The sequence below is a fragment of the Ruegeria sp. L12 genome, assembly GCF_056531745.1.
The window spans coordinates 477,999-502,535 of record NZ_JBQFMH010000001.1 but is presented as its reverse complement, the minus strand read 5'-3'; the positions used below and the strand labels follow the sequence as shown (position 1 = coordinate 502,535).

The window sequence follows — 24,537 nt, the reverse complement described above, 5'->3', positions numbered from 1 at the left end:
TGGTCCTGCGCCAGCTCCGCCTGAGATCTCAGGCGGCGGAATGGCCGCAAAACGACCGGGGGGTGCATGACTGCCAGCGTGGAGACCCTTTTCACCGAAAGCGACGGGCTCTCCATCGCCTATCAGGTCTGGGGCGATGGGCCGCGTAATCTGGTGCTGGTGCCCGGCATGATCTCACATCTCGAAGCGTCAATGGAAAATCCGGGCTATCTGCAGTGGATGGCAGCGCTCAGCTCGGTGGGCAGGCTGGCCACTTTCGACAAACGCGGCAACGGCATGTCCGACCGCATTCAAGGCACCCCTACCCTCGAAGAACGCGTGATGGATATCGATGCGGTGATGGATGCCGCCGACATGACCTCGGCCACGATTATCGCTTTCTCCGAAGGGGCTTCTCTAGCCTGTGTCTACGCGGCAATGCGCCCCGAACGGGTCGAACGTCTGGCGCTCTGCGGCGGGTACGCGCAAGGTCGCCTGACCCGCGGTTACCTGACCCCTGAAAGCCTTGAAACCGCCTTGACCCAGTTCCGCGAGAATTGGGGGAAGCCTTATAAACGCCACCCTTTCTCGGATTTCGGCCCAAGCCTGGACGATGCCGAGGCGCAGGACGCCTGGGCGCATTTCCAAAGGATGAGCGCAACCCCGATCACAGTCGCCAACCTGTTCGAACTCGCGGCCTGGATCGATATCCGGGAATTGCTGCCTTCCATTTCTCAATCCACATTGGTCATTCATCGCGAAACCGAAGAACCAAATGGCGCCGAATGCGCCCGGGATTTTCTGCGCCTGATGCCCTCGACCGAATACAAAACCGTACCCGGACATGAGCATGTGCCATGGGAAGGCGACGTGGAAAGCTATGCCGCCGCAATCGTCCAGTTCATCACCGGCGCGACCCCGGTGACGCTGCAGCCCACGCGCACGCTTGCCACCGTTTTGTTCTCGGACCTGGTCGAGTCCACCTCGCAACAGGCCCGGATCGGGGATGACCGCTGGCGCGATCTGATGAACCGCCATGACGATATCTGCACAAGCCAGATCTCCCGGCATGGCGGTCATCTGGTGAAATTTACCGGTGACGGCGTGCTGGCGACGTTCAGCTCTCCGACCAGCGCGCTGGCCTGCGCCGGTTCCGTACGCGACGCCTTGTCTGCCATCGACCTGAATGCGCGCTTCGGCGCACATACGGGTGAGATTGAAATTCGCGGCGACGACATCAGTGGCCTAGGCGTGGTCGTGGCCGCGCGGGTGATGGGCCAGGCCAAGGACGGTCAGGTTCTGGCCTCCGACCTCACCCGGCAACTTATGCTGGGCGCACCGTTCCAGTTTCAGGACTGTGGCGAGCACGAGTTGAAAGGCGTCCCAAACACCTGGCGCCTACACGCGGTCAGCCCGGCCTGATCTATCGAAACCAATTCAACGCACCAACCGTTTAAGCCAAAGTCCCGTCTTTCCGCCGCTCTACTCGCCTGGTTGAAAGGCGATTTTCCGGATGCAGGTCTAGCATTGCGAATTGGATGTTCCAGAGTGTGCGCAACGCGAGCGCGTCACCAACCAATCAGGACTTCCTGCCGCTCACAATATAAGCTGATGCCTGAAATACGACCTCACCGTCAGCAGTGCGGAACGCTGCCAGCGCGTCATCAGCACAGGCTAAGACATTCGCGATTTTCTCTTCGCTCAGATGAATGTCAAAAAGCGGAAGCCAGCCGCGCAAATCAGCCTCAACCATTGTCCGGGCACTTGGAAAGCGCGCCGGTTCAGTGTCGCTCACCACCTCGATGTCCAGGAATCCAGCCTTTTCGTAGACTGAAACAACCTCTGCAGCATTCCCAAGTGAATATGGCAATCTCAAAGCATCCCCCGCCGCAGTGCTGATCTCGGACTCCAAGAGCTTGATAATGGCGTGATAGGCCGGATTGTGATCCAGATCGTTCCAGACCGCTAAGGCCAGCGCGCCGCCCTGCCTGAGGACGCGGTACATCTCCCGGGCTGCCGCGTCTCGGTCTCGAAAGAACATCATCCCGAACTGGGACAGCACGGCATCGAATGTCTCGCTCTCTAACCCGGTATCCTCCGCACCCGCCAAAACCCAATCGATGCGTGGCTCAACCTCGCGCGCAGCCGCGATCATTCCCGGCGCCGGATCGAGTCCGCTCACGCGGCCTCCATCGCCCACCACTGACAGCAAGTGCCGCGCCAGAACACCGCTGCCGCATGCAATGTCCAAAACCTGCTGGCCAGTTCGGACTCCGGCGGATTTCACCAAATGTGGGGGCCACGGCGCAAACAACGCGGGCACAAACAGCTCCTCATAGCCACGCCCAGCGTCCAGTTCTTCTTGTGAAACAGTAGGTTCCATAGTGTCTCTCCGGCTCAGTCATAAGAACCCCGACACAAAAGACCCTACACCCTCTCTCGATTCGAAACGAGATGTGCGACCTTCTCGCTATTCCTAGCATGAATGGCTTTACAAATTCCGCACCCTAGATCGCCGATACGCCCCCGCAGGCCCTACCACCAACTCATGCAACGCCCAGACCAGTTCGTTGACCCGGTCGCGCGAGCCCTGCTCCTGACCCCAGCTTGGCCGATTGCAAGGTTTAGCAGCTCGCTGGACATTTAACCCAATTCCTTTGCAATCGCCGCCAAGTTCTTGTGATTTCGTGCCACGGCAATTGTTTGCGTTTCACATGCCCCCACGTGTGCTTCAGATTAAAGAGGCCACCCGATGAATGAAAACGAACCTGTGCCGTCCGGACACTCCGATACGAACAATAACTGGACCAAGGAACCTACTGCTGCCGACAAACACGTCTACGAGGTGTTTGCCTCCAACGTAGTCGTTCTTGTGCAGCTGCTTGATGACTACAAAACAATGATGTCGCCGGATGTCCATGCAAGGCTGTTTTCTTCGCTGCTGACGTTGTCGCGGTTGCTCGGTGAATACGAGGACAATTGGAATCAAGACTACCCAACGTCCTGAACCTGAATGCGCCCAGCGAAAGATCAGCCCTTTAGGCGAAATATGATTGTTTGTAGAGCACCCCTCAAAGTGCTCACAACGTCCTTACCCTCGGCCGCCGATACGCTCCCGCAGGCCCAACAACCAGCTCATGCAGCGCCCAGACCAGCGCGTCTACGCGATCGGGCGAGCCCTGCCCATCGAACCCGCGCGCGGTCATCTGGCACATCTGCTCCTCCAGCGCGTCCAACTCGGCCATATGGCTCACCCGCCCCTGCTCGTACAGGGCCGCCACGGGTTCGGCTCGCGCGACCTTGCCACGTGACGCCCGCACCGCGCGGAACGGGACCAGAGGGTCCACCTGCCGCACCACCTCTTCCACCAGTTGCCCGCCCTGATTGACCTCGGCCACAAGCCGCTCGGCCCCGAATTCGTCCATCGCGTCAATCGCCGCCTGCGCCCAGCCCGCGGGGCCGACGCCCTGCACCGTCCGGTCGGCCAACACAAAGGCGCGCCACTCCTCGGGCGGCCCCTGTAGCTGAGCGCCCACGACGACGATCCCGCATGCATCCGCATCCGAGCCCGCCGTCACCGCCGGGTCAAGCGCCACCACCACCCGATCCAACTCGGGCACCCGCGCACAGCGCGCCGCCTCCAGCATCGAGCCCGTCCACAGCGCCCCTTCCGCATCCGACAGCAGCACCCCGTCCAACTCCTGCCGCCCTAGCCGCGTACCTGCATAGCGTGCGCGCACCTCGTCCAGAAACGAGTCTGCCAGATTGGCCCGGTTCGCCTCGGTCGGCGCATGGGTCTGCACGGTCGAGGGCGATGCCAGCAATTCCTTCAAAACCTTCACATTACGCGGCGTCGTGGTCACACAGACCCGAGGCCGTTCCCCCAGCCTCAACGCGAATTGCAGCATATCCCAAGTCTCCCCGGCCTTCTTCCACTTGGCCAGCTCATCCACCCAGGCCGCATCGAACTGAGGGCCGCGCAGCCCCTCGGGATCATGCGCCGAAAACGCCTGTGCCTCGGCCCCGTTGGGCCAGACCAGCTTGCGCTCTGATGCCTTCCACGTAGGCCTCCGATCCGGCGGCGAACATTGCAAAATACCGCTATCGCCGAAAATCATCACGTCGCGCACCTGATCAAAAGCCTCACCGACCAAGGCGACGCGACTGGCCTCTCCCTTGTCCAACGGCAAAGACCCCTCAACCATCGAGCGCACCCATTCGGCCCCGGCCCGCGTCTTACCGGCCCCGCGTCCGCCCATGATCACCCATGACCGCCAGTCGCCTTCGGGCGGCAACTGATGCGGCAGCGCCCAGAACTCGAACAGGAAAGGGAGGGCGCACAGCCCTCCCTCCCCGATCTCACTCAGAAATCTATCCTGCACCGCAGCAGGCGCGGAGGCGAGCCAGCCTGCACCCGATCTCAGATCGTGCCCGATCAAGGTCGAGCGCATAGCCCCCTTGGGCAATTCCGGCTTGTCTGTGATGTTGTTCGACAAAGCTTGTCTCCACTTTCTGGCAACTGCGGATCAGCCCCTCTAGCTGACCCAGTTGCTTGCCTGTTCCGGCAAGGTCTGCATCCTCCCCGGCGCCGATCTGTTTTCGCAGTTCTTCCGCTGCCTGGCGCAGATCGCGAATGGATCTCTCAAGCGACTGCAACAAGTCGGCCGTTTGGGAAATCCGCTCTTCCGGGGTAATCAAAGTCATGTTTGCCTGTGACCTCATGCGTGAGTTTTTCCGCACGAGAGAAACGAAAAACGGCCACCGGGTCACCCCGGGGCCGTTGCCCACCTCTTCTAGCATGACATAAGTAGTACGGAATTATGTTCGCAAAGTCAATGCGTTACGCAACATCGACGCAACACGCACCGTACGCAGCGTTAAGATCAGCCGCCCGTCAGATCCTGCGCCAGCATCATGGCGTTCTGGTCCGGATCATAGAATGTGGCCGTGCTGACCATGCCTTCGATCGTCTCTGTCGGGCCGTCAAACGCCCCCCCGGCCGCCTCCAACGCGCCGCGCGCCACAGCAATATCGGCAACCTCATAGACCGGCACGCAATTGCCCGGCGACGGCTCTGCCTGTTCCCCCAGCCCCAAGGTCACACCGTCGACATTGGTACGCATTTCGCTCCACCCCGCTTCGTCGATGTGGTGGACCAGCTCGAAGCCAAGCATGTCGCGATACCAATCCGCGCTGGCGTGGCGATCCCTAACTGAAATCGCAAACGTGATGGTGTTCTTCAATGAAACAAGCGGCATCGAGCTTCCCTTATGTCTGTAAGTATAGTAACTATACTTTATGGACATTAAACTACTTGTCAAGCTCACCTCGCGCGCGTGGTCGCTGAACATTCTGGCGCTGATGCACACAGGCGTGCCCGGACGTCAGGCCCCTCTGCTCACCGCCTCCAGCGCCAGCCGAACAGCCTTCGCGGCCAGTCTCGAACACCTTGTCCAACTCAACCTGATCGAACGGAACCCCGGCCATGGCCATCCCCTGCGCCCCGAATTCCGCCTGACCCAGGCCGGGGCTCAAGCCGCCCTGACCGCCCACGAAATCCTCAAGATCACCCCCGAAGACAGCACCCGCAAGCTTCTCCGTAAATCATGGACCGTTCCGATCCTGGCCCTGACCGGCACCCCGCATCGCTTTTCGGCCATCAAATCGGACCTGCCCCCCATCACCGACCGCGCCTTGTCCTCCTCGCTGCATCAGCTCGAAGATCACGACTGGATAAGACGCGATATCGAAACCTCGGGGCGGATGCCCTTCCCGACTTACCGCGCGGTCAACACCGGATTTGCGATCCATCAGGCGGTTGGACTGGGCCAGTAGGCGCAGCAACACCCTCAATCAGAACGTAACAAACCCCAGCCTAAAGCTTGACATTCCCCCGCCCAACCCGCATGTGCCCCTCAAACAGCGCTGCCGCGTGAGCATCCGGGCCATCCAAAGCCCCCACAGCGCCCGATCCACCCATAGTTCCCCATCACGCAGGGTTCTTGACGCGAAGACCGGACACCGCAGGAACCGCCTGCCTGTCCCGAGGTCTCGCACAACCCCTGCCGGTCGCGGATGCGGCCCATTGCGACTTGCCCGTGGTCCAACCCCTCGGGCGACAAAGGATAGTTATTTGTTCGACTTCGACATGCTGGGCCTCGCGCCCGCCCTGAACGACGCGCTGCAACGCGCCAATTTCACCCAACCCACACCGATCCAGAACCAGGCGATCCCGCTGGCCTTGAATGGCCACGATATCCTTGGCCTGGCGCAAACCGGCACCGGCAAGACTCTGGCCTTCGGCCTGCCGTTGATCGATCACCTGCTGGCCCAACCCGGAAAGCCCGATCCCAAAACCGCCAAGGCCCTGATCCTTGCTCCGACCCGCGAACTGGTCAACCAGATCGCCGACAGCCTGCGCACCCTCACCAACAAGACCAAACTGCGCGTCGCCACCGTCGTCGGTGGCCAGTCGATCAACAAGCAGATCATGTTCCTGTCGCGCGGCACCGATATCCTTGTCGCGACCCCCGGTCGCCTGATCGACCTGATGGAGCGCCGCGCCGTCGACCTCAGCTCGGTCCGCCATCTGGTGCTGGACGAGGCTGATCAGATGCTCGACATGGGCTTCATCCACGCCCTGCGTCGCATCGCGCCGGAACTGGGCACGCCGCGCCAGACCATGCTGTTCTCGGCCACCATGCCGAAGCAGATGGAGGAACTCAGCCGCGCTTATCTGACCAACCCGCAGCGGGTACAGGTCTCGCCCCCGGGCAAAGCGGCTGACAAGATCACCCAGTCGATTCACTTCGTTGAGAAGCCTACAAAACCCGCCAAGCTGCGCCAGATTCTGTCTCAGGACACCGATGCCCTGACACTGGTCTTTTCCCGTACCAAACACGGGGCTGAAAAGTTGATGAAAGGCCTCGTCGCCGATGGCTACAACGCGGCCTCCATCCACGGCAACAAAAGCCAGGGCCAGCGCGACCGCGCCATCAAGGCCTTCCGCGCGGGTGAGATCAACATCCTCGTCGCCACAGATGTCGCCGCGCGCGGCATCGACATCCCCGGCGTGGCTTATGTGATCAACTACGACCTGCCCGAAGTGCCCGACAACTATGTCCACCGCATCGGCCGCACCGCCCGCGCCGGGCGCGAGGGCGAGGCCATCGCATTCTGCTCTGCCGAAGAAGTTGATCTGCTGCGTCAGATCCAAAAGCTGATGAAGATCGAAATTCCGGTGGCCAGCGGTGAGATGCCCGAGGCGATCACCCCGACAAAACCTGCGCGTCGTCAGGGCAACCGCCACCGAGGCCCAAAACCGCAGAGCAATAACGGGCCGAAACCCGCAGGCCAAAAACGCCGCCGCCCACGACGCCCCAAAGCGGCGTGATCGAAAGGGTCAGAGGGGTCTGCGCCCCTCTGATCAATGCAGGCTTGGCGGTGTCACGCTGGTTGTCAGGAATGCGGTCGCCAGCAGGATGACCGCCATCACCCCCGCTTCGGCTCTGATCGTGCGGACCAGACCCCGCGCCGCCAAAGCGTCCCCGGCGCGCAAACCGGGCACAAAGCGCAGCTTGTTCAGCGCCGCCAGCAACAGTAGCGCGGCAACCAGTGCCACCTTGATCAGCAACACCTGCCCATAGCCCGAGGTCAACAGCGCCGCGACCGATCTGGTCAGGCCATAGGCCATATAGCCCCCGGCAATCAGAAGCAGCGGCACGAACACCATCGCGACCTGCCCAAATCGTTCTCCAAGCCACGCGGCAGCCTCTAGCTGATCGGGGGCTGAGGCCAAACGATGCAATGGCAGCAATATCCCGATCCAAGTCGCCGCGCAGACCAGATGCAGTACAAGGCTGTAGAGCAGGATAGGCGCGTCCCGGTCCTGCACATGGCCAACAGCAGCCAGCCCGTACAGGGCAAGCACACCGCCCACGACCTGCATGATCATACTCAGACGCGTCGGGATGAGGCCAACAAGCATCAACGCCAGCCCGATCATCTGCCACCGAAGGGCCGTGCCGCTCTGTGTTTGCCAGAGCAGGCCCAGCATTTCTGGGTCTGTCAGCCCCGATAGATCTCCGGTCAACGCGCTGCCCTTCAACGCAAAGGACAGAACCGCACAAAATCCGCCGATCACCGCAAACCCGGCAATCCGGCCCCGCCGGATTTCCACCCGAAACAGAGCGGTACAGAACACCGATCCGGCCGCGAGCAGCACCCCGAAATAAAGCCCCCATTTGACGAGGATCGAGGCTATGCCAAGCGGGTCATCCACCCGTCATTCGACCGTAAAGCCAAAGCTGCCCTTTTGTGTATGCCCGTCATCCGACAAGCCACGCCATTCGATCTGATACACGCCCGGCCCTGCCGCGTCGAAGGGCAGCACAATTTCCGTCGTGAAGTCATCAGCCGCACCCAGATCAACCATGCCCGCCTGATCCCCATTCAATTGCCAGTCCACGCGGGTCAGACGAATGTTGCGCCCGAAGACCAGCGAAATCTCAGACGGCACCTGATCGATAACCGCACCGTCCGCCGGCGCGGTTCGCTGCACCGGCGAATGCGCCATCGCCACCGTCGCCATCGCGGCCAGAGTGAAAGCTGTCAGGGCTATTTTTATCATGGCAGATCTTTCCAAACCGTTATCGGCGCACTGCTGAGTTGCGAAATGATGCGGAAATCCGGTTTGTACAACCCGGTAGATCTGCATCTTTTGCGATGTACAACTCGGACAAACCGGGACGCGCGGCTCAGTTCCCCGAATTCCGCTCCGCCTCGATCTCGCGCCACTTGGCGACGTTGCGATTGTGCTCATCCAGCGTCACGGCGAAGGCATGGCCCCCGGTTCCATCCGCAACAAAGAAGATATAATTCGTGTTGTCCGGAGCGGCTGCAGCCTCAAGGCTGGCCAGACCCGGATTGGCAATCGGCGTCGGCGGCAAACCTTCGATCACATAAGTATTCCAAGGCGTTACACCGCGCAACTCACTTCTGCGCAGACCCCGGCCAAGCGTCCCTTGCCCCTTGGTGACACCATAAATCACGGTGGGGTCTGTCTGCAGTCGCATGCCCTGATTCAACCGGTTAACGAAAACGCTCGCCACCTGCCCGCGCTCTTCCGGCTGGCCGGTTTCCTTTTCGATGATCGAAGCCAGAACCAACATTTCCTCAGGACTGTTCAAAGGCAATCCGTCCTGACGATTCTCCCACGCTGCATTTATCCTAAGCTGTTGTTTTTCCTGCATATCTGACAGGATAACATTCCGATCCTCACCGGGCGCAACCTCATAGCTGTCGGGGGCAAGCATACCTTCGGCAGGCAGCTCAGCCACTTCACCGGTCAGCAAATCCATCGCCTTCAGCGACTCGACAACCTGCCAACTGGTGACACCTTCGGCCAGCGAAATACGGTAGCGTGTATCAGACTCGCCCCGTTTTTCACCATAAATTTCAGGCGCTTCCTCTTCACCCACCACAAATGATGCAACCTCATCAAAGTTCAGGGTCGCAGGGTTCAGCTCACGCACACGGGTTTGCAAACGGGTCACGCCGATGCGGTATTCGATCTCGGTGCCGCAGGTGCTGGCACCGCTGCGGGTGATCTCGTCGACGATCTGCTCCATCGACGAACCTTCACGCACCAGAAAACTGCCGGCTTTCAGTTGCTGAGATTTATCAGCATAATCAGACGCTAAGCGAAAAATCAAACCGCTGCTGATCGCGCCCTGGTCTTCCAGATCGCGACTGACACGGGTCATGTTTGAGCCCGGTTTGACCTGCAGGCAGATCGCAGTTTCAAGCGGGCCTTCGGACGTGTATTTTGACTGCCCCCACAGGACGACACCGCCCAGCAGAAACATGCCGACGACCAGAACGGTCAGCGCGTTCGACGCCAAAGCCCGCCACATTTAACTGACCTTTCCGAAGATCACACTTGCATTGGTGCCGCCAAAACCGAACGAGTTCGACAAGGCCACATTGATCTCACGCTCTCGCTTGGCGTTCGGCGCCAGATCAATGGGCGTTTCAATTGCCGGATTGTCCAGATTGATGGTCGGCGGCGCGACCTGATCGCGGATCGCCAGGATCGAAAAGATCGCCTCAATCGCGCCGGCAGCCCCCAACAGGTGACCGGTGGCCGATTTGGTCGAGGTCATGGTTGCCTTGCTAGCATGATCGCCCAGCAGGCGTTCCACCGCGCCCAGCTCGATCGTATCGGCCATGGTCGAGGTGCCATGTGCGTTGATATAATCCAGATCCTTCGGCTCCAGCCCGGCGCTGCGCAGCGCGGCTCTCATCGAGCGCTCCGCCCCGTCGCCATCCTCGGATGGCGCGGTGATGTGATAGGCGTCGCCGGACATGCCATAGCCCAGCACCTCGGCATAGATCTTGGCGCCACGCGCTTTGGCGTGTTCGTAATCCTCAAGCACAACGATGCCCGAGCCCTCGCCCATGACGAACCCGTCCCGGTCGATATCATATGGGCGGCTCGCCTTTTTCGGATCATCGGCGTATTTGGTCGACAGCGCCTTGCAGGCGTTGAACCCGGCGATACCGATCTCGCAAATGCAGCCCTCTCCGCCGCCTGCGATCATGACGTCGGCGTCACCCGCACGAATGATGCGGCTGGCATCGCCGATGGCATGGGCACCCGTCGAACAGGCGGTCACGACCGAATGGTTTGGCCCCTTGAACCCGTGACGGATCGAAACCTGCCCCGAGGCCAGGTTGATCAGAGCGCCCGGGATAAAGAATGGCGACACGCGGCGCGGACCCTTGTCGCGGATCAGGTTCGCCGTATTGGCGATCGAGCCAAGCCCGCCGATCCCGGAACCGATCAGAACGCCCGTGCGCAGGCGGTCTTCTTCATCTTCGGGCAGCCAGTTTGCGTCCTTGCAGGCCATCTCGGCCGCAGCGATGGAATAGAGGATGAAATCCTCGATCTTGCGCTGCTCTTTCGGCGGCATCCAATCGTCGGGGTTGAAGGTCCCATTGGTTCCGTCCCCGCGCGGCACTTCGCAGGCATAGGTCGTGGTGACCCCGCTTGCTTCGGCATCAAACAGCGTGATGGGGCCTGCGCCGGACTCACCGTCCAGCAGACGCGACCATGTTTCCTCGACCCCGCTGGCCAAAGGAGTGACCAATCCCAGACCGGTTACAACGACTCTGCGCATGAAGTGCCTCTTGCCTGCTTCCTGTTATGAGAACCGCTCATACCCCGGCCCGGGGTGCGGGGGCAAGAGCAACGGCGGATTCTGGCATAGCATCTGATTGCCTTGAGATCATGGGCCAGCCATCCGGCGGATGAAATCTCGTGATCGAACGAAAAATCCGCCCCGCTGTCCGGCAGCCGGGCGGATTCTCTTGTCCTATGACGCTTTACTGAAACTCGGCGACCGGCTCATGGGCCGACTGCGCAACCGCCAGCGCTTCGCCAAGATCGACGGTCTTGCGGAACAGTGCGCGCCCGACGATGGCACCCGAAATGTTCGAAATATAAGCCAGACGCGAGATATCGTCGGTTGTACGCACAACGCCGCTGGCGATGACAGGCGTCCGCGATTTGCTGGCCAGACCCGAGATCAGGCCCAGCTGCGCCTCGACATCTTCCATATCGCTGTCGATATCGGTGACCAGAATGGCCGCGAAAGGCGTGTCGGCAAACGCCTCGATAAAGGCGTCTGGCGTAAAGGCGCTTTGACTGCGCCAGCCTTCGGTCATCACCTGACCCTGCCAGACATCCACGGCCAATACGATCTGGTCAGGGTAAAGCTTGGCCAGTTCCTTAACCAACTGAGGATCCCAGGCCGCAAGCGTGCCAATGACGATTCGACCCGCACCCTTGTCGATCCAGTGCTCGACCTGCTCGCGGGTCCGCATGCCACCGGCCAACTGTACCGACATTTCGCTCGAGCGGATGATCTCTTCGACCAGTTCCGAATTGGTGTTACGACCTTCGATCGCGTCGAAATCGGTCAGTTGCATCCATTCGGCACCCGCCGCCGACCAGCCGCGTGCTGTTTCAACCGGGTCCACATGCCAAAGCATCGCGTCCTCAAGACGTCCCTTGTCCAGCGTAACGCATTTACTGTTTTGCAGTTCCATCGTGGGGTAAATCATCATGATTCATATCCTCCGCTGAATCACTCGTGAATTCCACGATAGCATAAAGTCTCAATTTGCCGTCTCATTTCACAAGATCGGCACTGTTCAGCTATTTTGCGGCACGGCAGCAGAGAATGCGTTTCACAACCGTGCCGGGGGGCCATCGCGGCGAAACAGATGCACCGACGTGTCGCGATATTCAGCCGCGCGCAGCAGCTTGTACCCGAGCTTTTCGGCCAACCTGCACGAGGCAATATGATCGGCGTCAATCAACGCGACCAGCGGGCCGGGAATGACGCGATCAAACCAGTCATGAGCGGCCTGCGCGGCCTCTTGCCCATAGCCCTGCCCCTGCATCTCGGTGGCCAGAACCCATCCGGCCTCGGGGAAGCCGTCAAAATCCTCGCCCAATGAGCGGTTTCCATAGAAAAACCCGGCCTGACCTATCAATCTGCGATTCGACTGCAGCATCACGCCCCATTGCCCGAAGCCGGTCATCTGCCAGTGGCCAGCATTGCGCAGGAACGAATCCCAAGCCTCGCCACGCGTTTTAGGAATGCCGCCGATATGGCGCACGACCTCCGGATCACGCCAGATTTCGGCGAACCGGTTGAAGTCTTCGGGACGCATCGCACACAGGGTCAGACGCGCCGTATTGATCATCGGGGTGGATCTTATCATGCCCTTGCCCGCTCGGAATTTTGCCTCGGACTTCAGAGTGACGAGCGCAAACCACTCAAAGCAAGGGCGAATTGTGGCAATGCATAAAAAAACGGCGCCTCCGTTGCCCGGAAGCGCCGCTTTTCTATCAGTCAGGCAGGCTTAGGAAGCTTCGCTGATGAATTTGACCGCGTCGCCAAAGGTCTGGATGGTTTCGGCTGCGTCATCAGGGATCTCGATGCCGAACTCTTCTTCGAAGGCCATTACCAGCTCAACAGTGTCCAGGCTGTCTGCGCCCAGATCGTCGATGAACGAGGCGTTTTCGGCAACCTTGTCCTCTTCAACACCCAGGTGCTCAACAACGATCTTCTTAACGCGATCTGCGACGTCGCTCATGTCTATTCCTCATTTCATTTCAGGGCGGTTTGCCCGGTTCTGCCCTTGCCCGTTCGGGATGGACTTGTTGTGCCCTTTTCCGGGCGGTTTAGGTCCCGGGTCCCCGGGAAATCAGAGAACCGGCCGTTGAGCCGGTTCCCGCGCATACGCGCCGCCTATAACACAGACAACGCACAAGGCAAACGCTTTCGCGTCTGCCCTGATTTGCGATTACAACATGGCCATACCGCCGTTCACATGCAAGGTGCTTCCGGTGACATAACCCGCTTCGGGGCTTGCCAGATACAGAACAGCCGCCGCAATTTCCTGCGGATCACCCATCCGACCGGCCGGAACCTTGACCAGAATGCCTTCTTTCTGCTGGTCAGTCAGCTTTTCGGTCATGGCAGTGGTGATAAAGCCCGGCGCCACGGCGTTTACGGTAATGCCCCGCGTTGCGACCTCATATGCCAGCGATTTGGAAAACCCGATCATGCCAGCTTTCGACGCGGCATAGTTGGTCTGTCCGGGGTTACCGGTCGCGCCGACCACGGACGAGATGTTCACGATCCGGCCCCAACGCGCCTTCATCATGCCGCGGATCACGCCTTTGCACAGTTTCATGGTGGCGGTCATGTTCACGTCGATCACGCTCTGCCAGTCTTCATCCGACATGCGCATGAACAGGTTGTCGCGTGTAATGCCCGCATTATTGACCAGAATATCGACCGATCCCATCGCTTCGGCTGCCTGTTTCGGCAGTGCCTCGACGGCTTCGGGGTCGCTCAGGTTACAGGGCAGGACATGGGCGCGCTCACCCAGGCTGTCGGCCAGCACCTGCAGGGGCTCGACCCGCGTTCCGGACAATCCGACGCTGGCACCCGCTTCATAAAGCGCGCGCGCGATATCGCCGCCGATGCCACCCGAAGCACCGGTGATCAGCGCATTCTTACCTGTCAAATCAAACATCAATAGTCCCTCTCTGGCCACCGTTACCGGCGGCATTCTCGCTTATTCTTCTGTGCCAACGGCCTTTTTCACATCATCGGGCGACCCGACCGCAGTACAGGCCAGGGCCCGGTCGATCTTGCGGATCATGCCCGACAGCGCCTTGCCTGCGCCGATCTCCCACGCCTCGGTCACGCCCTGCGCAACCATGTATTGCACGCTCTCGCGCCAGCGCACCGAACCGGTCACCTGTTCGATCAGCAGCTGACGGATCACGTCCGGATCACTCACGGCCTCGGCGCGCACATTGGCGACCAGTGGTACGGCAGGCGCGTTGATTGCGACAGCGGCCAGAGCCTCGGCCATGACGTCTGCGGCAGGTTGCATCAGCGCGCAATGAAACGGAGCACTTACCGGCAGCATCACCGCGCGTTTAGCACCCTTTTCCTTGGCAATCTCAGCGGCGCGTTCGACCGCAGCCTTCGCGCCCGACACCACGACCTGCGTCGGATCATTGTCATTGGCGGCCTGACAGACCTCGCCCTGCGCGGCCTCTTCGGCCACCGCCCGCACGGCATCCAGGTCGAGCCCCAGAATGGCGGCCATGGCCCCTTCACCCACCGGCACGGCGCTTTGCATCGCCTGCCCGCGCGTCCGCAACAGGCGCGCCGTATCGGCAACCGACAGCGCTCCGGCAGCGGCCAAAGCCGAATATTCACCCAGCGAATGCCCGGCCACATATGACGCCATCGAGATCGACGCCCCCTCGGCCTCGAGCGCGCGCATCGCTGCCATCGAGGTTGCCATCAGCGCCGGTTGCGCATTCTGGGTCAGGGTCAAATCCGCGATATCGCCTTCCCAGATGAGATCGCTCAGTTTTTCGCCCAGGGCCTCGTCAACTTCATCGAATACGGCGCGGGCGGCGGGATATGCTTCGGCCAGAGCCTTGCCCATTCCGATGGTCTGGGCGCCCTGCCCGGGGAAAACAAACGCGCGTGTCATAGGAGCCTCTTGCGTAACGTCAGGTTTCGGCGGGGTGTAAACCGACTGACGGCGCGGCACAAGCATTGCCTGCGTTCTGCATTTGGACACTTTAACTGTGCATTTCTCTGCCTTGTGTCCGCACGGCATCCCTTTAACTTACCCACAACTCAGCAACGCGGAGAGACCAGCAATGCCCCTGACAAACACCCGGTCCAGCTATGGTGGTGTAACCAAAGCGTTTCACTGGCTGACCGCCCTGCTGATACTGACAGCCTTGCCGCTGGGATGGTTCGCAAATGAATTGGCCCAGGCGATCTACGACCCGAACATCGCCACCACTGAGGACGACATCGCCCGCGCGGCGCGGCTGTTCTCATTGCACAAAACTGTTGGGATCACCGTGTTTTTCGTGGCGCTGGCCCGAATCCTCTGGGCACTGACCCAGACCAAACCCGGCCTGCTGAACGCTGACAACAAGCCCGAGGCCTTTGCCGCCGAAACCGTGCACTGGCTACTCTATGGTTCATTGGTCCTGGTTCCTCTGACCGGATGGATCCACCACGCCGCCGCCGAGGGCTTTGCCCCGATCCTTTGGCCGTTTGGTCAGAATCTGCCTTTTGTTCCAAAGTCGGCCTTTCTGGCCGAGATCACCGCCAGCCTGCACTGGCTGTTCATCTGTATACTGGGCGGTTCACTGGTCCTGCATATTATGGGCGCGCTGAAGCACCATGTCGTGGACAAGGACAACACGCTGCGCCGCATGTTGCCCGGCAAGTCTGACGCGCCGGAACCGCCGGCACAGCATCATTCGGCCACGCCCGCCATTGCCGCGCTTGCCGTGTGGGCGTTGGTGCTTGTTGGCGGCTGGTCTACCGGTGTATTTGACGATCACTCGGACGCCTCAGTGGACACCGCTGAGCTTGAAGAGGTTCAATCGGAATGGGAGGTCGAGGACGGCACGCTGTCGATCACCATTTCCCAACTGGGCAGCCCTGTAACCGGCAGCTTTGAAGACTGGACCGCAGCAATTGCGTTCGAAGATCCCGCCGAACCGGGTCTGGCTGGCTTGGTCGATGTTACGATTGCCATCGGCTCGCTCAGCCTTGGTACGGTAACCGATCAAGCCCTGGGTGCCGATTTCTTCGACAGCACGCAATTTCCCACGGCCCAATTCAAAGCCGACCTGTTCAAAACAGACGCCGGTTATGAAGCGCGCGGGCCTTTGACAATCCGGGACAAATCCATCGATGTAGTGCTGCCCTTTACGCTGGAGTTGCAGGACGACGAGGCAACGATGTCCGGCAAACTGGAACTGAACCGCATGGATTTCGGCGTCGGCACCTCACAGCCCACCGAAGACTCGTTGGGCTTCACCGTCACAGTATCGGTCGAGCTAACCGCCGAACGCGACGAGGAATGAAAAAAACCGCCGGGGTGATCAACCCCGGCGGTTTCTGTTTCGATGATCAAGTTGGCTTATTCAGCCTTTTGAGCTTCTACCGAAATCTTGATTTCGACCTCGTCGCCCACAAACGGAGCGAACTGGCCCAGATCGAAATCGCTGCGCACCAGCGTGGTGGTGGCGTCAAAACCGGCCCAGGGCTTGTTTGCCATCGGATGATCGCCAACCTGATTCAGCTTTGCGTCCAGAACCACCGACTTGGTGACGCCGTTCATGGTCAGATCACCGGTGATGTTGGCGGTGTTTTCACCGGTCACTTCAATACCGGTCGAGGTGAAGGTGACCAGATCGCCTTCGGCTGCGCCAAAGAAATCCTCGGTCATGAAGTGATCTTCACGCGGCTTCCAACCGGTGATCATTTCGACGACCGGCATCGAAACCGTCACGCTTGAAGCGGCAGGGTTTTCCTGATCGAACATGATCTCACCCTCAAAGCCCGAGAACATGCCCGTCGTGGTTGAATAACCAAGGTGATTATAGCTGAAGACAACCTGACTATGGCTGGGGTCCAAAACGTACTTTTCAGCACTGGCGAAAGCAGCGGTGGCAGGTACCGCCAGAGCAGCAGCAAGAAGGGTGGATTTCATAACAATCTCCGCAATGGTGTTGTTGCAAACCTGGTGGGTTGCTCACAAACAAAAATGTGCCGCCCAGGGGCAGCACACAAGTTTTTTTGATTCACAGATTCTGTTCCTATTTGAACAGAACTGAATTCAGGCAAAAATTGTCACGTTTTGGCTGAGTTGGCCCTTGAGCGCCCGGCTGACATCCGCCGATTCCAGCGGCAGCTTCATCAACAGGCTGCCGTCCACGTCGAACAATTCGACCTGATCATCCGCAAAACGCGCACCACCCAGCGACTCGTAGCTGCGGCGCAGAACCGTCTGAGGACGTCCATTTTCATTTTTCTGCAGGATGCGCACTTCGCGACGGATCGGGTCGAAATATGCGTCTGGCCGCGCATCCATCACCTCGATCGTCAGCAGGCTGACCCCCACAACGATAATCATCAGCGACGCGACCAGTTTCAGCGGCCAGACCTCGGCACTCATGACCGATCCAGGCATCAGCCACATCGAGAATGCGGACATAATCAGGAAGGCCCCGACAACACGCAAAAGCACCATCCGGGCCCGCCAGTTCGGAGCGAAAGTGATCAGAACCGGGACCGAGTTTTCAAATACTGCGCCGGGCGCTGCTTTTTCAAAAGTGTTTGTGTTCATGACGGCCATTGTCTTGCCCTGTCTAAGTTTTTTCCGACTGTCCGGGTGTTTCCGGCTTCGAGAACAACCTCGTGGCGAAAAGAGTCAGGAATGGGGCGTCCCGGTGGAAATTGGACGACTTCACAAGGGCATCTGTGGCAGGGCTTGCCCCGCCGCCACAAACGTGTATACGGGGCCATCCTTCGCAGGAGTTATGAATCGCGCAGCCTCTCGTGGCAGGGTCGCGAAGGACCATCTGGCCCCGCCTTTGAAATGCGCCTTGATATAAACAGGAGTGCACATGCCACTGTATGAGCATGTAATGATCGCGCGTCAGGATCTGTCCAACGCGCAGGCAGAAAGCCTTGTCGAACATTTCGGCACCGTTCTGGCTGACAACGGCGGCAACGTCGTCGAAAGCGAGTACTGGGGCGTCAAGACGATGGCTTACAAGATCAACAAGAACCGCAAAGGCCACTATGCCTTCCTGAAGACCGACGCCCCCGCTGGCGCCGTTCAGGAAATGGAGCGCCTGATGCGCCTGCACGAAGACGTCATGCGCGTTCTGACCATCAAGGTCGACGAGCATGCCGAGGGCCCTTCGGTCCAGATGCAGAAGCGCGATGAGCGCGAAGGCCGCCGCGAGCGCCGCTGATCAACGCCTGACGAAAGGACACCAAACCATGGCCGCAAAACCATTTTTCCGCCGCCGCAAGGTCTGCCCGTTCTCGGGTGAGAACGCGCCGAAAATCGACTATAAAGACACCCGTCTGCTGCAGCGCTACATCTCTGAGCGTGGCAAGATCGTACCTTCGCGCATCACCGCCGTTTCGGCGAAAAAGCAGCGTGAACTGGCCCGTGCTATCAAGCGCGCCCGCTTCCTCGCCCTGCTGCCCTACGCCGTGAAGTAAGGAGAGACTGACATGCAAGTTATCCTGCTGGAACGCGTTGCGAAACTGGGTCAGATGGGCGACGTCGTTGACGTCAAGCCCGGCTACGCCCGCAACTTCCTGCTGCCCCAGGGCAAAGCCCTGAGCGCATCGAGCGCCAACATCGCGTCGTTCGAAGCCCAGAAAGCGCAGCTGGAAGCCCGCAACCTGGAAACCAAGAAAGAAGCTGAAGCACTGGCTGAAAAGCTGGACGGTCAGCAGTTCATCGTGATTCGCTCGGCATCGGATGCCGGCGCCCTGTACGGCTCGGTCACTCCGCGTGACGCCGCAGACGCCGCAACCGAGGCTGGTTTCACCGTCGACAAGAAACAGATTGCCCTGATCGCACCGATCAAGGAACTGGGTCTGCACTCGGTCGCAGTCAAACTGCACCCCGAGGTCGAAGTCGAGATCAAGATGAACGTCGCCCGTTCGGAAGAAGAAGCCGAACTGCAGGCGTCGGGCAAATCGATCCAGGAACTGGCTGCTGAAGAAGAAGCCGCTGCTGAATTCGAGATCGCCGAACTGTTCGACGATATCGGCTCGGCCGCGTCCGATGACGACGATCTGGTTGCCGAAGAAGCACCGGCAGAAGAAGACGAAGCCAAAGCCTGATCAGGCTCAGCTTTTCATGATCAGGGGCCACGCAATCGCGTGGCCCTTTTTCGTACCGCCACGCAACAGCGGCAAATTTTGGCCAGATCGATTTCTTGACCTTGCGGTCAGTTCGGCGATCCATATCATCGGTCACTCATAACGGAGTACCGCCATGCCCCCCTTTACCCGTCGTGCCGTATTGGCTTTGCTGGTCGCAGCACCGCTTGCTGCATGTGGCGGCCCGAATACGCCCAGCCGCGGGGATACGTTTGATCCGCCCCTATACCCGAATGAAACACCGGAACTGCGCGCATCGATCAACAAATGGGCCGATCACTACGAACTGCCACGCGAGCTTGTGCACAAACTGGCAATCCGCGAGAGCACCCACCGCCCCTGGGCTGTGAACCGCCCCTATTACGGCCTGTTGCAGATCCTGCCCGCCACGGCGCGCTCGATGGGGTATACCGGCAACGCTCAGGGTCTTCTGGATGCTGACACAAATCTGGAATTTGCAGGGAAATACCTGCGCGGAGCCTGGCTGCTGTCGGACGGCGATCAAAAACGCGCAATCTTCCTCTATGCCAAAGGATACTACCCCGAGGCGAAAGCGCGTGGGATGCTGGTTGAAACCGGGCTTGTGTCAGAGTGACATGGGCGACTCGGCCTCTGATTGTAGTTGAACTGGCGAAGGGTAAGATAAAAGGATATGCATCTGTTGCTATTTGCACGCATTATGCATATGCGCCATGAACAAATAGCTTGCGCTATATACCCTGATTGACGCAACGTATGCTTGATGTGGACAGATACGGCGTTCTTATGGGGAGAGAAACGTCACCGTAAAGGTTGGATAGGTGAAACTGATAGACTTGGCCGCGATCGACCACGAAGAAAAGTCGGCCGCTGACATAATAAACTCAGTCTGTACCGAGCTTGGCTTTGACTATGCGTCTTATGCCACTCTTAATCCTGTCAAAGGTGATGTTCAGGGCTATGCCAACTATCCTGACGAATGGAAAATCCATTACGGAAGCCAGGGCTTTCATCACTTCGACCCCACACTGTATAAATCCCTGCTCAGCATCGCTCCAGTGGACTGGGCGCGGTTCAACCAGGACGAGAAGTTCAATGCGGTCTTCAAGGACGCCCATGATTTCGGTATCAGCCACCGTGGGTTGACCGTTCCGGTGCGTGGCCCGTATGGAGAATGCGGGCTGCTGAACGTTACACGCGACTGTTCGGACAGCGAATGGGAAAAACTCAAAGTCCATGTGATGGGTGATTTACAAATGGCTGCGGTTCAGGCACACGACACCGTGATGCAATCGGGGTTGCTTGCCAAAGCGCTTTATCTACCTTCCCTGTCAACGCGTGAAAAAGAGATTCTTCAGTGGGCGGCCGAAGGAAAATCACAGCAGGATATCGGTGACATCCTTTCGATCTCGCACCGGACAGTCGAAGTGCATATGCGGTCGGGTCGCGAAAAACTGGGTGCTTTGACCACTCCGCAGGCCGTTGGACGGGCCATCGGTCTTGGCCTAATTGCCCCAGGTTAACCAAAAAAAAGTCAAAATTACGGGAATCCCCCAATAGTTTCAGTCAAGAAACTGGTTAACTGTGATCTCACGGTAACCAGATTGTAGACTGTAGGGGGATGAAAATGATCATCGTAATTGATGGTATCAACCAGCATATGTTCACCGATGTACTGGATGAAATGTTCAAGTTGCGCGCCCGCGTGTTTGGCGATCGCCTTGGATGGGAAGTCAACATCAAAGATGGGCGCGAGCGTGACCACTTTGATGATCTGAATCCGGCACATGTAGTAAGCATCAACGACTCGGGGGACGTCGTTGGGTGCATGCGACTGTTGCAGACCACAGGCCCGCACATGCTGGCCGATGTTTTCCACTCGATCCTGGACGGTGATGCACCGATCCGCAGCGCCCAGGTCTGGGAAGCGACACGCTTTTGCGTCGATACCAAAAAGCTTGGCACGGGCCGCGGCGAAAACTCGGTATCCTACGTCACCAGTGAGGTCATGATCGGGTCTTTCGAATACGCCAAGAAGGCCGGTGTGCTGGACTCGATTGCTGTAATTGACCCGGTGATGAACCGTGTCCTGCAGCGGTCGGGCAATGCGCCATATGACTATCTGGGCAGCGCTAAACCCATGGGCAAAGTTGTCGCCATGGCCGCTTTGATGGATTGCTCGGACGAGAGGATATCCGGAATTCGCGACTATGCGAGTATCGACCACGATGTCTTTCTGACAGACGAACAGGCACTGGACTTGTTCGCAGGCGCCAAGGCCGCACCAATGTCCAGCCCGGCCAATCGCGACCACAAACCGCTCACAAATCTTGAGAAGTACTTTGTCGAACAGATGAGTGCGGCCAAGACGGAAGAGGAACGGCAGGCAGTTCTGAAACTGATCGAATCCCTGTCAGACACTTTCACTCCAGAGCAAAAGACCGCTCTGTTACAGACCCCCCGTGCTTTTGCTCATGAGGCCTGACCCCCTCACCTCATAGTACAAAGCCACCCACGCGGAGCCGTCAGTTACCAGACGGCTCCGCTTTTTTGTGGCCCCATGGATGGGGGAAGGAAGAGGATTATTCCTCTTCCAGTGCCTCAACGGCTTTCTGCAGGTCGTCCTTGCTGACGTCCTTGTCGGTGACCTGAGCCAGCTCAACAATGTAGTCCACAACCTTGTCTTCAAAGATCGGCGCGCGCAGTTGCTGCTGCATCTGAGCATTCTGCTGAACGAATTCGAAGAACTGGCGTTCCTGACCCGGGTACTGACGCGCCTGATTCATGATGGCCTGGGTCATCTCGGCGTCGGTCACTTCAACCTCGGCCTTCTGGCCCAGCTCGGCCAGCAGCAGGCCCAGACGCACGCGGCGCTCGGCCAGTTTGTTGTGCTCGTCTGTGGGCTCGATTGGATCGTGATCGTGGCCTTCAACCTCGGGGTTTTCTTCGTGCCACAGCTGGTGTGCGATCTGCTTGGCCTCGGCCTCAACCAGAGACGGCGGCAGGTCGAACGAGACTTTCTCGTCCAGCACGTCCAGCAGCGCACGCTTCATCACCGCGCGCGAGGCACCGGCATATTCAGCTTCCAGACGCTCGGCGATCTGTGTCTTCAGCGCGGCCAGATCCTCGGCACCGAATTTCTTGGCCAGCTCATCGTCAACCTCGGCAGCAACCGGTTCCTTCACCTCTTTGACGGTGCAGGTGAAGACGGCGTCTTTGCCGGCCAGGTGTTCGGCGCCATATTCTTCGGGGAAGGTGACGTTGACGTCTTTTTCTTCCTCGGCCTTCACACCAACCAGCTGCTCTTCGAAGCCGGGGATGAAGCTGTTGGAACCCAGAACCAGCGGATAGTCTTCGGCCGAACCGCCTTCGAACTCTTCACCGTCGACCTTGCCAACGAAGTCGAACACGATCTGGTCGCCATCCTTGGCTTTCGAACCCTTACGGCGTGCTTTGAAGTTCTGAGCGGTCTCGGCCAGGTTGTTCAGCGCTTCTTCAACGGCTGCGTCATCGGCTTTGACAACCAGCTTCTCCAGTTCGACCGATTTCAGGTCAACTTCGGGGATCGCGGGCAGCGCTTCATAGGACATCTCGACATGGACGTCGTCGCCTTCTTTCCAGTCCTCGTTGGTCATCTTGACCTCGGGCTGCAGCGCCGGGCGGTCACCGCTGTCTTCAAAGTGCTTGTTCATCGCACCGTCGATGGTTTCCTGCATCGCTTCGCCCAGCAGGCGCTGACCGAACTGCTTCTTCAGCAGCGCCATCGGCACTTTGCCTTTGCGGAAACCCTTCATTTCAACCTCGGGCTGCGCTTCGGTCAGTTTTTCGTTGACCTTGTCGTCCAGCTCGGCTGCGGTCACAACGATGTTGTAGCCGCGTTTCAGACCTTCGTTCAGCGTCTCGGTAACCTGCATTATGGTAGTCCCCATAGGATTCGGGGCGCGCAAAACGGGCGCGCCAGGCAAATTTGACGCCTTCTATTTGCCCAGCCCACCGCGTGCAAGGGGGCAATGCCTTTATCGGTCTTGTTTTGCCACCGATTTGAACAAAAAAGGCGCCCCGAACCCAGCCGGAGCGCCTGAACATCAAAGCATCAGGTTCAGAACTTCCAGAGCGCACCCAAAACCCAAGCTTCGTTCTTTTCGAAATCGACCGTGTCGTCGAAATCGTGGCTGCGATATTTCAGATAAGCATCCGTGTTGATGCTGTCGATCCGCTGAACCACCGCGATGCCCCAGGATTTGGTGCTTGAGCCCGAGTTCGCAAAATCTGACCCGTCGAAATAGTCGATACCGACGCCGGTTTTGCCCCAGGACACCCAGTCGCCTTCGTAGGCCAGCTTGGTGTACCAGTAATCCGGATCGCTGGCACCGCTCGCCGTGTCATCGCGCGAACCAAGCGCCGCGGTAAAGCTGAACCCGCTCGGCAGCAGAACCGAAGCCGACCCGATCGTGTCCCGCCGTTCGCCCGAATCGTCGTCGAAGTCGCGTACCGCATAAGCAAGGCTTGCGGCAAACTCGATACCATTGGCAAAAGTGTTCCCGTAGGAAAGCGCGATATCGTAGTAATCGTCATCATCGCTGCTGGACAGGATGTTCTGACCATAGGCAATCGCCGCCGAAAAACCGTTGAAATCCGGTGTATCATAGCGAATGCGTCCACGGCGCGCGCCGTCGAAGTTTCCAGCTGAGTCACCCACGGTGAGGTCGCTCAGAATGCCATCCGTGCCGCGATAGAAAAATGCACCGTTTTCATCGTTGGTGAAGGAATACAGCGCGGTCCCCACATAAGACAGATCGGTTTCCGCTGCGCCGTCCGAGGCCATGCTGCCTTGACCAGCCGAGAATTTACCGTACGACCCTTTCAGCGAGAAATCGACGTGCCGAATGTTCTCACGCGACCAGCCATCGTTGTTGGTTCCGTCCTGATTGGCCGTTGCGGTGCTTGGCAAGCCCAGACCGGTCTCAAAGCGGAACATGAACTCATTATTTCCGTAAGGCTGCATCAGCCGAAGACCTACGCGGCTGTTGGACAGATCGTTGTCCAGCAATCGGGTCTCGGTTTCCTCGCCATCATCAACCGATACGATGACCGGGTCGAATTGACCGTATAGCAGCACATAACCGCCGGAGTTGTTTTCATATTTCAGCTCAGCCGCAGCAGGTATTGCCGTTGTTGCGGCCAGAACCGCTGCAATCGAAGACAGTTTGAGGTTGTGGGTCATTTCAATCACCATCAGAAATTCCGGTTTCAT

Annotated in this window: 27 protein-coding genes; 11 read left to right on the top strand and 16 right to left on the bottom strand. The window is 59.0% G+C overall.

Going from position 1 to position 24,537, the window contains the following annotated elements; all coding sequences use genetic code 11:
- Window positions 1-66 precede the first annotated feature (66 nt).
- Window positions 67-1,401, top strand: coding sequence for an adenylate/guanylate cyclase domain-containing protein (locus ACR0K9_RS02475; protein WP_480531763.1), 1,335 nt, complete (start codon window positions 67-69; stop codon window positions 1,399-1,401).
- Between the two features lie 157 nt (window positions 1,402-1,558).
- On the opposite strand, the gene ACR0K9_RS02470 is transcribed toward ACR0K9_RS02475, so the two are convergent.
- Complete coding sequence (locus ACR0K9_RS02470; RefSeq protein ID WP_480820469.1) at window positions 1,559-2,362, bottom strand: class I SAM-dependent methyltransferase; 804 nt, start codon at window positions 2,360-2,362, stop codon at window positions 1,559-1,561.
- 369 nt (window positions 2,363-2,731) lie between these two features.
- On the opposite strand from ACR0K9_RS02470, the gene ACR0K9_RS02465 reads away from it, so the two are divergent.
- Window positions 2,732-2,986, top strand: coding sequence for a hypothetical protein (locus ACR0K9_RS02465; RefSeq protein WP_480531759.1), 255 nt, complete (start codon window positions 2,732-2,734; stop codon window positions 2,984-2,986).
- A gap of 73 nt (window positions 2,987-3,059) precedes the next feature.
- On the opposite strand, the gene ACR0K9_RS02460 is transcribed toward ACR0K9_RS02465, so the two are convergent.
- Both ACR0K9_RS02460 and ACR0K9_RS02455 read right to left on the bottom strand, forming a co-directional pair.
- Entirely contained in the window at window positions 3,060-4,430 is a 1,371-nt protein-coding gene (locus ACR0K9_RS02460) for a DNA-packaging protein (protein WP_480820627.1), read from the bottom strand.
- A 432-nt stretch (window positions 4,431-4,862) separates the two neighbouring features.
- The gene (locus ACR0K9_RS02455; RefSeq protein WP_480820467.1) at window positions 4,863-5,237 is read right to left on the bottom strand and encodes a VOC family protein; all 375 of its coding nucleotides are present in this window, start codon (window positions 5,235-5,237) and stop codon (window positions 4,863-4,865) included.
- Between the two features lie 40 nt (window positions 5,238-5,277).
- Between ACR0K9_RS02455 and ACR0K9_RS02450 the strand changes: the two genes are divergently transcribed.
- Both ACR0K9_RS02450 and ACR0K9_RS02445 read left to right on the top strand, forming a co-directional pair.
- Window positions 5,278-5,814 carry a winged helix-turn-helix transcriptional regulator gene (locus ACR0K9_RS02450; RefSeq protein WP_480820465.1) on the top strand — a complete coding sequence of 179 codons (537 nt, stop codon included), beginning with the start codon at window positions 5,278-5,280 and terminating at the stop codon, window positions 5,812-5,814.
- Between the two features lie 298 nt (window positions 5,815-6,112).
- A complete protein-coding gene (locus tag ACR0K9_RS02445; RefSeq protein ID WP_480820463.1) occupies window positions 6,113-7,372 on the top strand; it encodes a DEAD/DEAH box helicase in 1,260 nt (419 codons plus the stop codon).
- 33 nt (window positions 7,373-7,405) lie between these two features.
- Here the strand turns inward: ACR0K9_RS02445 and ACR0K9_RS02440 are convergent, their stop codons facing one another.
- The 9 genes from ACR0K9_RS02440 to fabD form a co-directional block, all read right to left on the bottom strand.
- A complete protein-coding gene (locus ACR0K9_RS02440) occupies window positions 7,406-8,260 on the bottom strand; it encodes a copper resistance D family protein (RefSeq protein WP_480820461.1) in 855 nt (284 codons plus the stop codon).
- Window positions 8,261-8,263: 3 nt separating this feature from the next.
- Entirely contained in the window at window positions 8,264-8,608 is a 345-nt protein-coding gene (locus ACR0K9_RS02435) for a copper resistance CopC family protein (RefSeq protein ID WP_480820459.1), read from the bottom strand.
- A 127-nt stretch (window positions 8,609-8,735) separates the two neighbouring features.
- Window positions 8,736-9,893, bottom strand: coding sequence for an endolytic transglycosylase MltG (mltG, locus tag ACR0K9_RS02430; protein ID WP_480820457.1), 1,158 nt, complete (start codon window positions 9,891-9,893; stop codon window positions 8,736-8,738).
- Complete coding sequence (fabF, locus tag ACR0K9_RS02425) at window positions 9,894-11,159, bottom strand: beta-ketoacyl-ACP synthase II (protein WP_480820455.1); 1,266 nt, start codon at window positions 11,157-11,159, stop codon at window positions 9,894-9,896.
- 205 nt (window positions 11,160-11,364) lie between these two features.
- Window positions 11,365-12,108 (bottom strand): 1-(5-phosphoribosyl)-5-[(5-phosphoribosylamino)methylideneamino]imidazole-4-carboxamide isomerase, encoded by a 744-nt coding sequence (locus ACR0K9_RS02420; protein ID WP_480820453.1) that lies wholly within the window; start codon window positions 12,106-12,108, stop codon window positions 11,365-11,367.
- 123 nt (window positions 12,109-12,231) lie between these two features.
- On the bottom strand, window positions 12,232-12,771 hold the full coding sequence (locus ACR0K9_RS02415) for a GNAT family N-acetyltransferase (protein WP_480820451.1): 540 nt from the start codon (window positions 12,769-12,771) through the stop codon (window positions 12,232-12,234).
- A 141-nt stretch (window positions 12,772-12,912) separates the two neighbouring features.
- Window positions 12,913-13,146, bottom strand: coding sequence for an acyl carrier protein (locus tag ACR0K9_RS02410; RefSeq protein ID WP_008756330.1), 234 nt, complete (start codon window positions 13,144-13,146; stop codon window positions 12,913-12,915).
- Between the two features lie 210 nt (window positions 13,147-13,356).
- Window positions 13,357-14,094 carry a 3-oxoacyl-[acyl-carrier-protein] reductase gene (gene fabG / locus ACR0K9_RS02405; protein WP_480820449.1) on the bottom strand — a complete coding sequence of 246 codons (738 nt, stop codon included), beginning with the start codon at window positions 14,092-14,094 and terminating at the stop codon, window positions 13,357-13,359.
- A gap of 42 nt (window positions 14,095-14,136) precedes the next feature.
- Entirely contained in the window at window positions 14,137-15,075 is a 939-nt protein-coding gene (gene fabD / locus ACR0K9_RS02400; RefSeq protein ID WP_480820448.1) for an ACP S-malonyltransferase, read from the bottom strand.
- Window positions 15,076-15,247: 172 nt separating this feature from the next.
- On the opposite strand from fabD, the gene ACR0K9_RS02395 reads away from it, so the two are divergent.
- Window positions 15,248-16,477, top strand: coding sequence for a cytochrome b/b6 domain-containing protein (locus ACR0K9_RS02395; protein WP_480820446.1), 1,230 nt, complete (start codon window positions 15,248-15,250; stop codon window positions 16,475-16,477).
- A gap of 56 nt (window positions 16,478-16,533) precedes the next feature.
- On the opposite strand, the gene ACR0K9_RS02390 is transcribed toward ACR0K9_RS02395, so the two are convergent.
- A complete protein-coding gene (locus tag ACR0K9_RS02390) occupies window positions 16,534-17,106 on the bottom strand; it encodes a YceI family protein (RefSeq protein ID WP_480820444.1) in 573 nt (190 codons plus the stop codon).
- A 126-nt stretch (window positions 17,107-17,232) separates the two neighbouring features.
- The gene (locus ACR0K9_RS02385; RefSeq protein ID WP_480531731.1) at window positions 17,233-17,742 is read right to left on the bottom strand and encodes a hypothetical protein; all 510 of its coding nucleotides are present in this window, start codon (window positions 17,740-17,742) and stop codon (window positions 17,233-17,235) included.
- Between the two features lie 280 nt (window positions 17,743-18,022).
- Between ACR0K9_RS02385 and rpsF the strand changes: the two genes are divergently transcribed.
- The 6 genes from rpsF (at window position 18,023) to ACR0K9_RS02355 (ending at window position 21,768) form a co-directional block, all read left to right on the top strand.
- A complete protein-coding gene (rpsF, locus tag ACR0K9_RS02380) occupies window positions 18,023-18,376 on the top strand; it encodes a 30S ribosomal protein S6 (protein ID WP_170325294.1) in 354 nt (117 codons plus the stop codon).
- 28 nt (window positions 18,377-18,404) lie between these two features.
- The gene (rpsR, locus tag ACR0K9_RS02375) at window positions 18,405-18,632 is read left to right on the top strand and encodes a 30S ribosomal protein S18 (protein ID WP_005608650.1); all 228 of its coding nucleotides are present in this window, start codon (window positions 18,405-18,407) and stop codon (window positions 18,630-18,632) included.
- A gap of 12 nt (window positions 18,633-18,644) precedes the next feature.
- The gene (rplI, locus tag ACR0K9_RS02370) at window positions 18,645-19,265 is read left to right on the top strand and encodes a 50S ribosomal protein L9 (protein WP_480820442.1); all 621 of its coding nucleotides are present in this window, start codon (window positions 18,645-18,647) and stop codon (window positions 19,263-19,265) included.
- A 154-nt stretch (window positions 19,266-19,419) separates the two neighbouring features.
- Complete coding sequence (locus ACR0K9_RS02365; protein WP_480820440.1) at window positions 19,420-19,899, top strand: transglycosylase SLT domain-containing protein; 480 nt, start codon at window positions 19,420-19,422, stop codon at window positions 19,897-19,899.
- 205 nt (window positions 19,900-20,104) lie between these two features.
- Window positions 20,105-20,806: a LuxR family transcriptional regulator gene (locus tag ACR0K9_RS02360; RefSeq protein ID WP_480531725.1), complete on the top strand. Its 702-nt coding sequence runs from the start codon at window positions 20,105-20,107 to the stop codon at window positions 20,804-20,806.
- Window positions 20,807-20,910: 104 nt separating this feature from the next.
- Window positions 20,911-21,768, top strand: a complete 858-nt coding sequence (locus ACR0K9_RS02355; protein ID WP_480531723.1) for an acyl-homoserine-lactone synthase — start codon at window positions 20,911-20,913, stop codon at window positions 21,766-21,768.
- 97 nt (window positions 21,769-21,865) lie between these two features.
- On the opposite strand, the gene tig is transcribed toward ACR0K9_RS02355, so the two are convergent.
- Complete coding sequence (tig, locus tag ACR0K9_RS02350) at window positions 21,866-23,197, bottom strand: trigger factor (RefSeq protein ID WP_480531721.1); 1,332 nt, start codon at window positions 23,195-23,197, stop codon at window positions 21,866-21,868.
- 185 nt (window positions 23,198-23,382) lie between these two features.
- Window positions 23,383-24,537, bottom strand: coding sequence for a porin (locus ACR0K9_RS02345; protein WP_480531719.1), 1,155 nt, complete (start codon window positions 24,535-24,537; stop codon window positions 23,383-23,385).

What these genes read in the sequence shown, in the direction of transcription:
- ACR0K9_RS02365 (WP_480820440.1), top strand. Translation starts at nt 19,420, where the DNA reads ATGCCCCCCTTTACCCGTCGTGCCGTATTGGCTTTGCTGGTCGCAGCA.
- ACR0K9_RS02455 (WP_480820467.1), bottom strand. Translation starts at nt 5,237, where the DNA reads ATGCCGCTTGTTTCATTGAAGAACACCATCACGTTTGCGATTTCAGTT.
- mltG (WP_480820457.1), bottom strand. Translation starts at nt 9,893, where the DNA reads ATGTGGCGGGCTTTGGCGTCGAACGCGCTGACCGTTCTGGTCGTCGGC.
- ACR0K9_RS02345 (WP_480531719.1), bottom strand. Translation starts at nt 24,537, where the DNA reads ATGAAACCGGAATTTCTGATGGTGATTGAAATGACCCACAACCTCAAA.
- ACR0K9_RS02470 (WP_480820469.1), bottom strand. Translation starts at nt 2,362, where the DNA reads ATGGAACCTACTGTTTCACAAGAAGAACTGGACGCTGGGCGTGGCTAT.
- rpsR (WP_005608650.1), top strand. Translation starts at nt 18,405, where the DNA reads ATGGCCGCAAAACCATTTTTCCGCCGCCGCAAGGTCTGCCCGTTCTCG.
- fabF (WP_480820455.1), bottom strand. Translation starts at nt 11,159, where the DNA reads ATGCGCAGAGTCGTTGTAACCGGTCTGGGATTGGTCACTCCTTTGGCC.
- rplI (WP_480820442.1), top strand. Translation starts at nt 18,645, where the DNA reads ATGCAAGTTATCCTGCTGGAACGCGTTGCGAAACTGGGTCAGATGGGC.
- ACR0K9_RS02435 (WP_480820459.1), bottom strand. Translation starts at nt 8,608, where the DNA reads ATGATAAAAATAGCCCTGACAGCTTTCACTCTGGCCGCGATGGCGACG.
- ACR0K9_RS02395 (WP_480820446.1), top strand. Translation starts at nt 15,248, where the DNA reads ATGCCCCTGACAAACACCCGGTCCAGCTATGGTGGTGTAACCAAAGCG.
- ACR0K9_RS02410 (WP_008756330.1), bottom strand. Translation starts at nt 13,146, where the DNA reads ATGAGCGACGTCGCAGATCGCGTTAAGAAGATCGTTGTTGAGCACCTG.
- rpsF (WP_170325294.1), top strand. Translation starts at nt 18,023, where the DNA reads ATGCCACTGTATGAGCATGTAATGATCGCGCGTCAGGATCTGTCCAAC.
- ACR0K9_RS02460 (WP_480820627.1), bottom strand. Translation starts at nt 4,430, where the DNA reads ATGCGCTCGACCTTGATCGGGCACGATCTGAGATCGGGTGCAGGCTGG.
- ACR0K9_RS02420 (WP_480820453.1), bottom strand. Translation starts at nt 12,108, where the DNA reads ATGATGATTTACCCCACGATGGAACTGCAAAACAGTAAATGCGTTACG.
- ACR0K9_RS02390 (WP_480820444.1), bottom strand. Translation starts at nt 17,106, where the DNA reads ATGAAATCCACCCTTCTTGCTGCTGCTCTGGCGGTACCTGCCACCGCT.
- ACR0K9_RS02465 (WP_480531759.1), top strand. Translation starts at nt 2,732, where the DNA reads ATGAATGAAAACGAACCTGTGCCGTCCGGACACTCCGATACGAACAAT.
- ACR0K9_RS02355 (WP_480531723.1), top strand. Translation starts at nt 20,911, where the DNA reads ATGATCATCGTAATTGATGGTATCAACCAGCATATGTTCACCGATGTA.
- ACR0K9_RS02450 (WP_480820465.1), top strand. Translation starts at nt 5,278, where the DNA reads ATGGACATTAAACTACTTGTCAAGCTCACCTCGCGCGCGTGGTCGCTG.
- ACR0K9_RS02415 (WP_480820451.1), bottom strand. Translation starts at nt 12,771, where the DNA reads ATGATAAGATCCACCCCGATGATCAATACGGCGCGTCTGACCCTGTGT.
- tig (WP_480531721.1), bottom strand. Translation starts at nt 23,197, where the DNA reads ATGCAGGTTACCGAGACGCTGAACGAAGGTCTGAAACGCGGCTACAAC.
- ACR0K9_RS02475 (WP_480531763.1), top strand. Translation starts at nt 67, where the DNA reads ATGACTGCCAGCGTGGAGACCCTTTTCACCGAAAGCGACGGGCTCTCC.
- ACR0K9_RS02385 (WP_480531731.1), bottom strand. Translation starts at nt 17,742, where the DNA reads ATGAACACAAACACTTTTGAAAAAGCAGCGCCCGGCGCAGTATTTGAA.
- fabD (WP_480820448.1), bottom strand. Translation starts at nt 15,075, where the DNA reads ATGACACGCGCGTTTGTTTTCCCCGGGCAGGGCGCCCAGACCATCGGA.
- fabG (WP_480820449.1), bottom strand. Translation starts at nt 14,094, where the DNA reads ATGTTTGATTTGACAGGTAAGAATGCGCTGATCACCGGTGCTTCGGGT.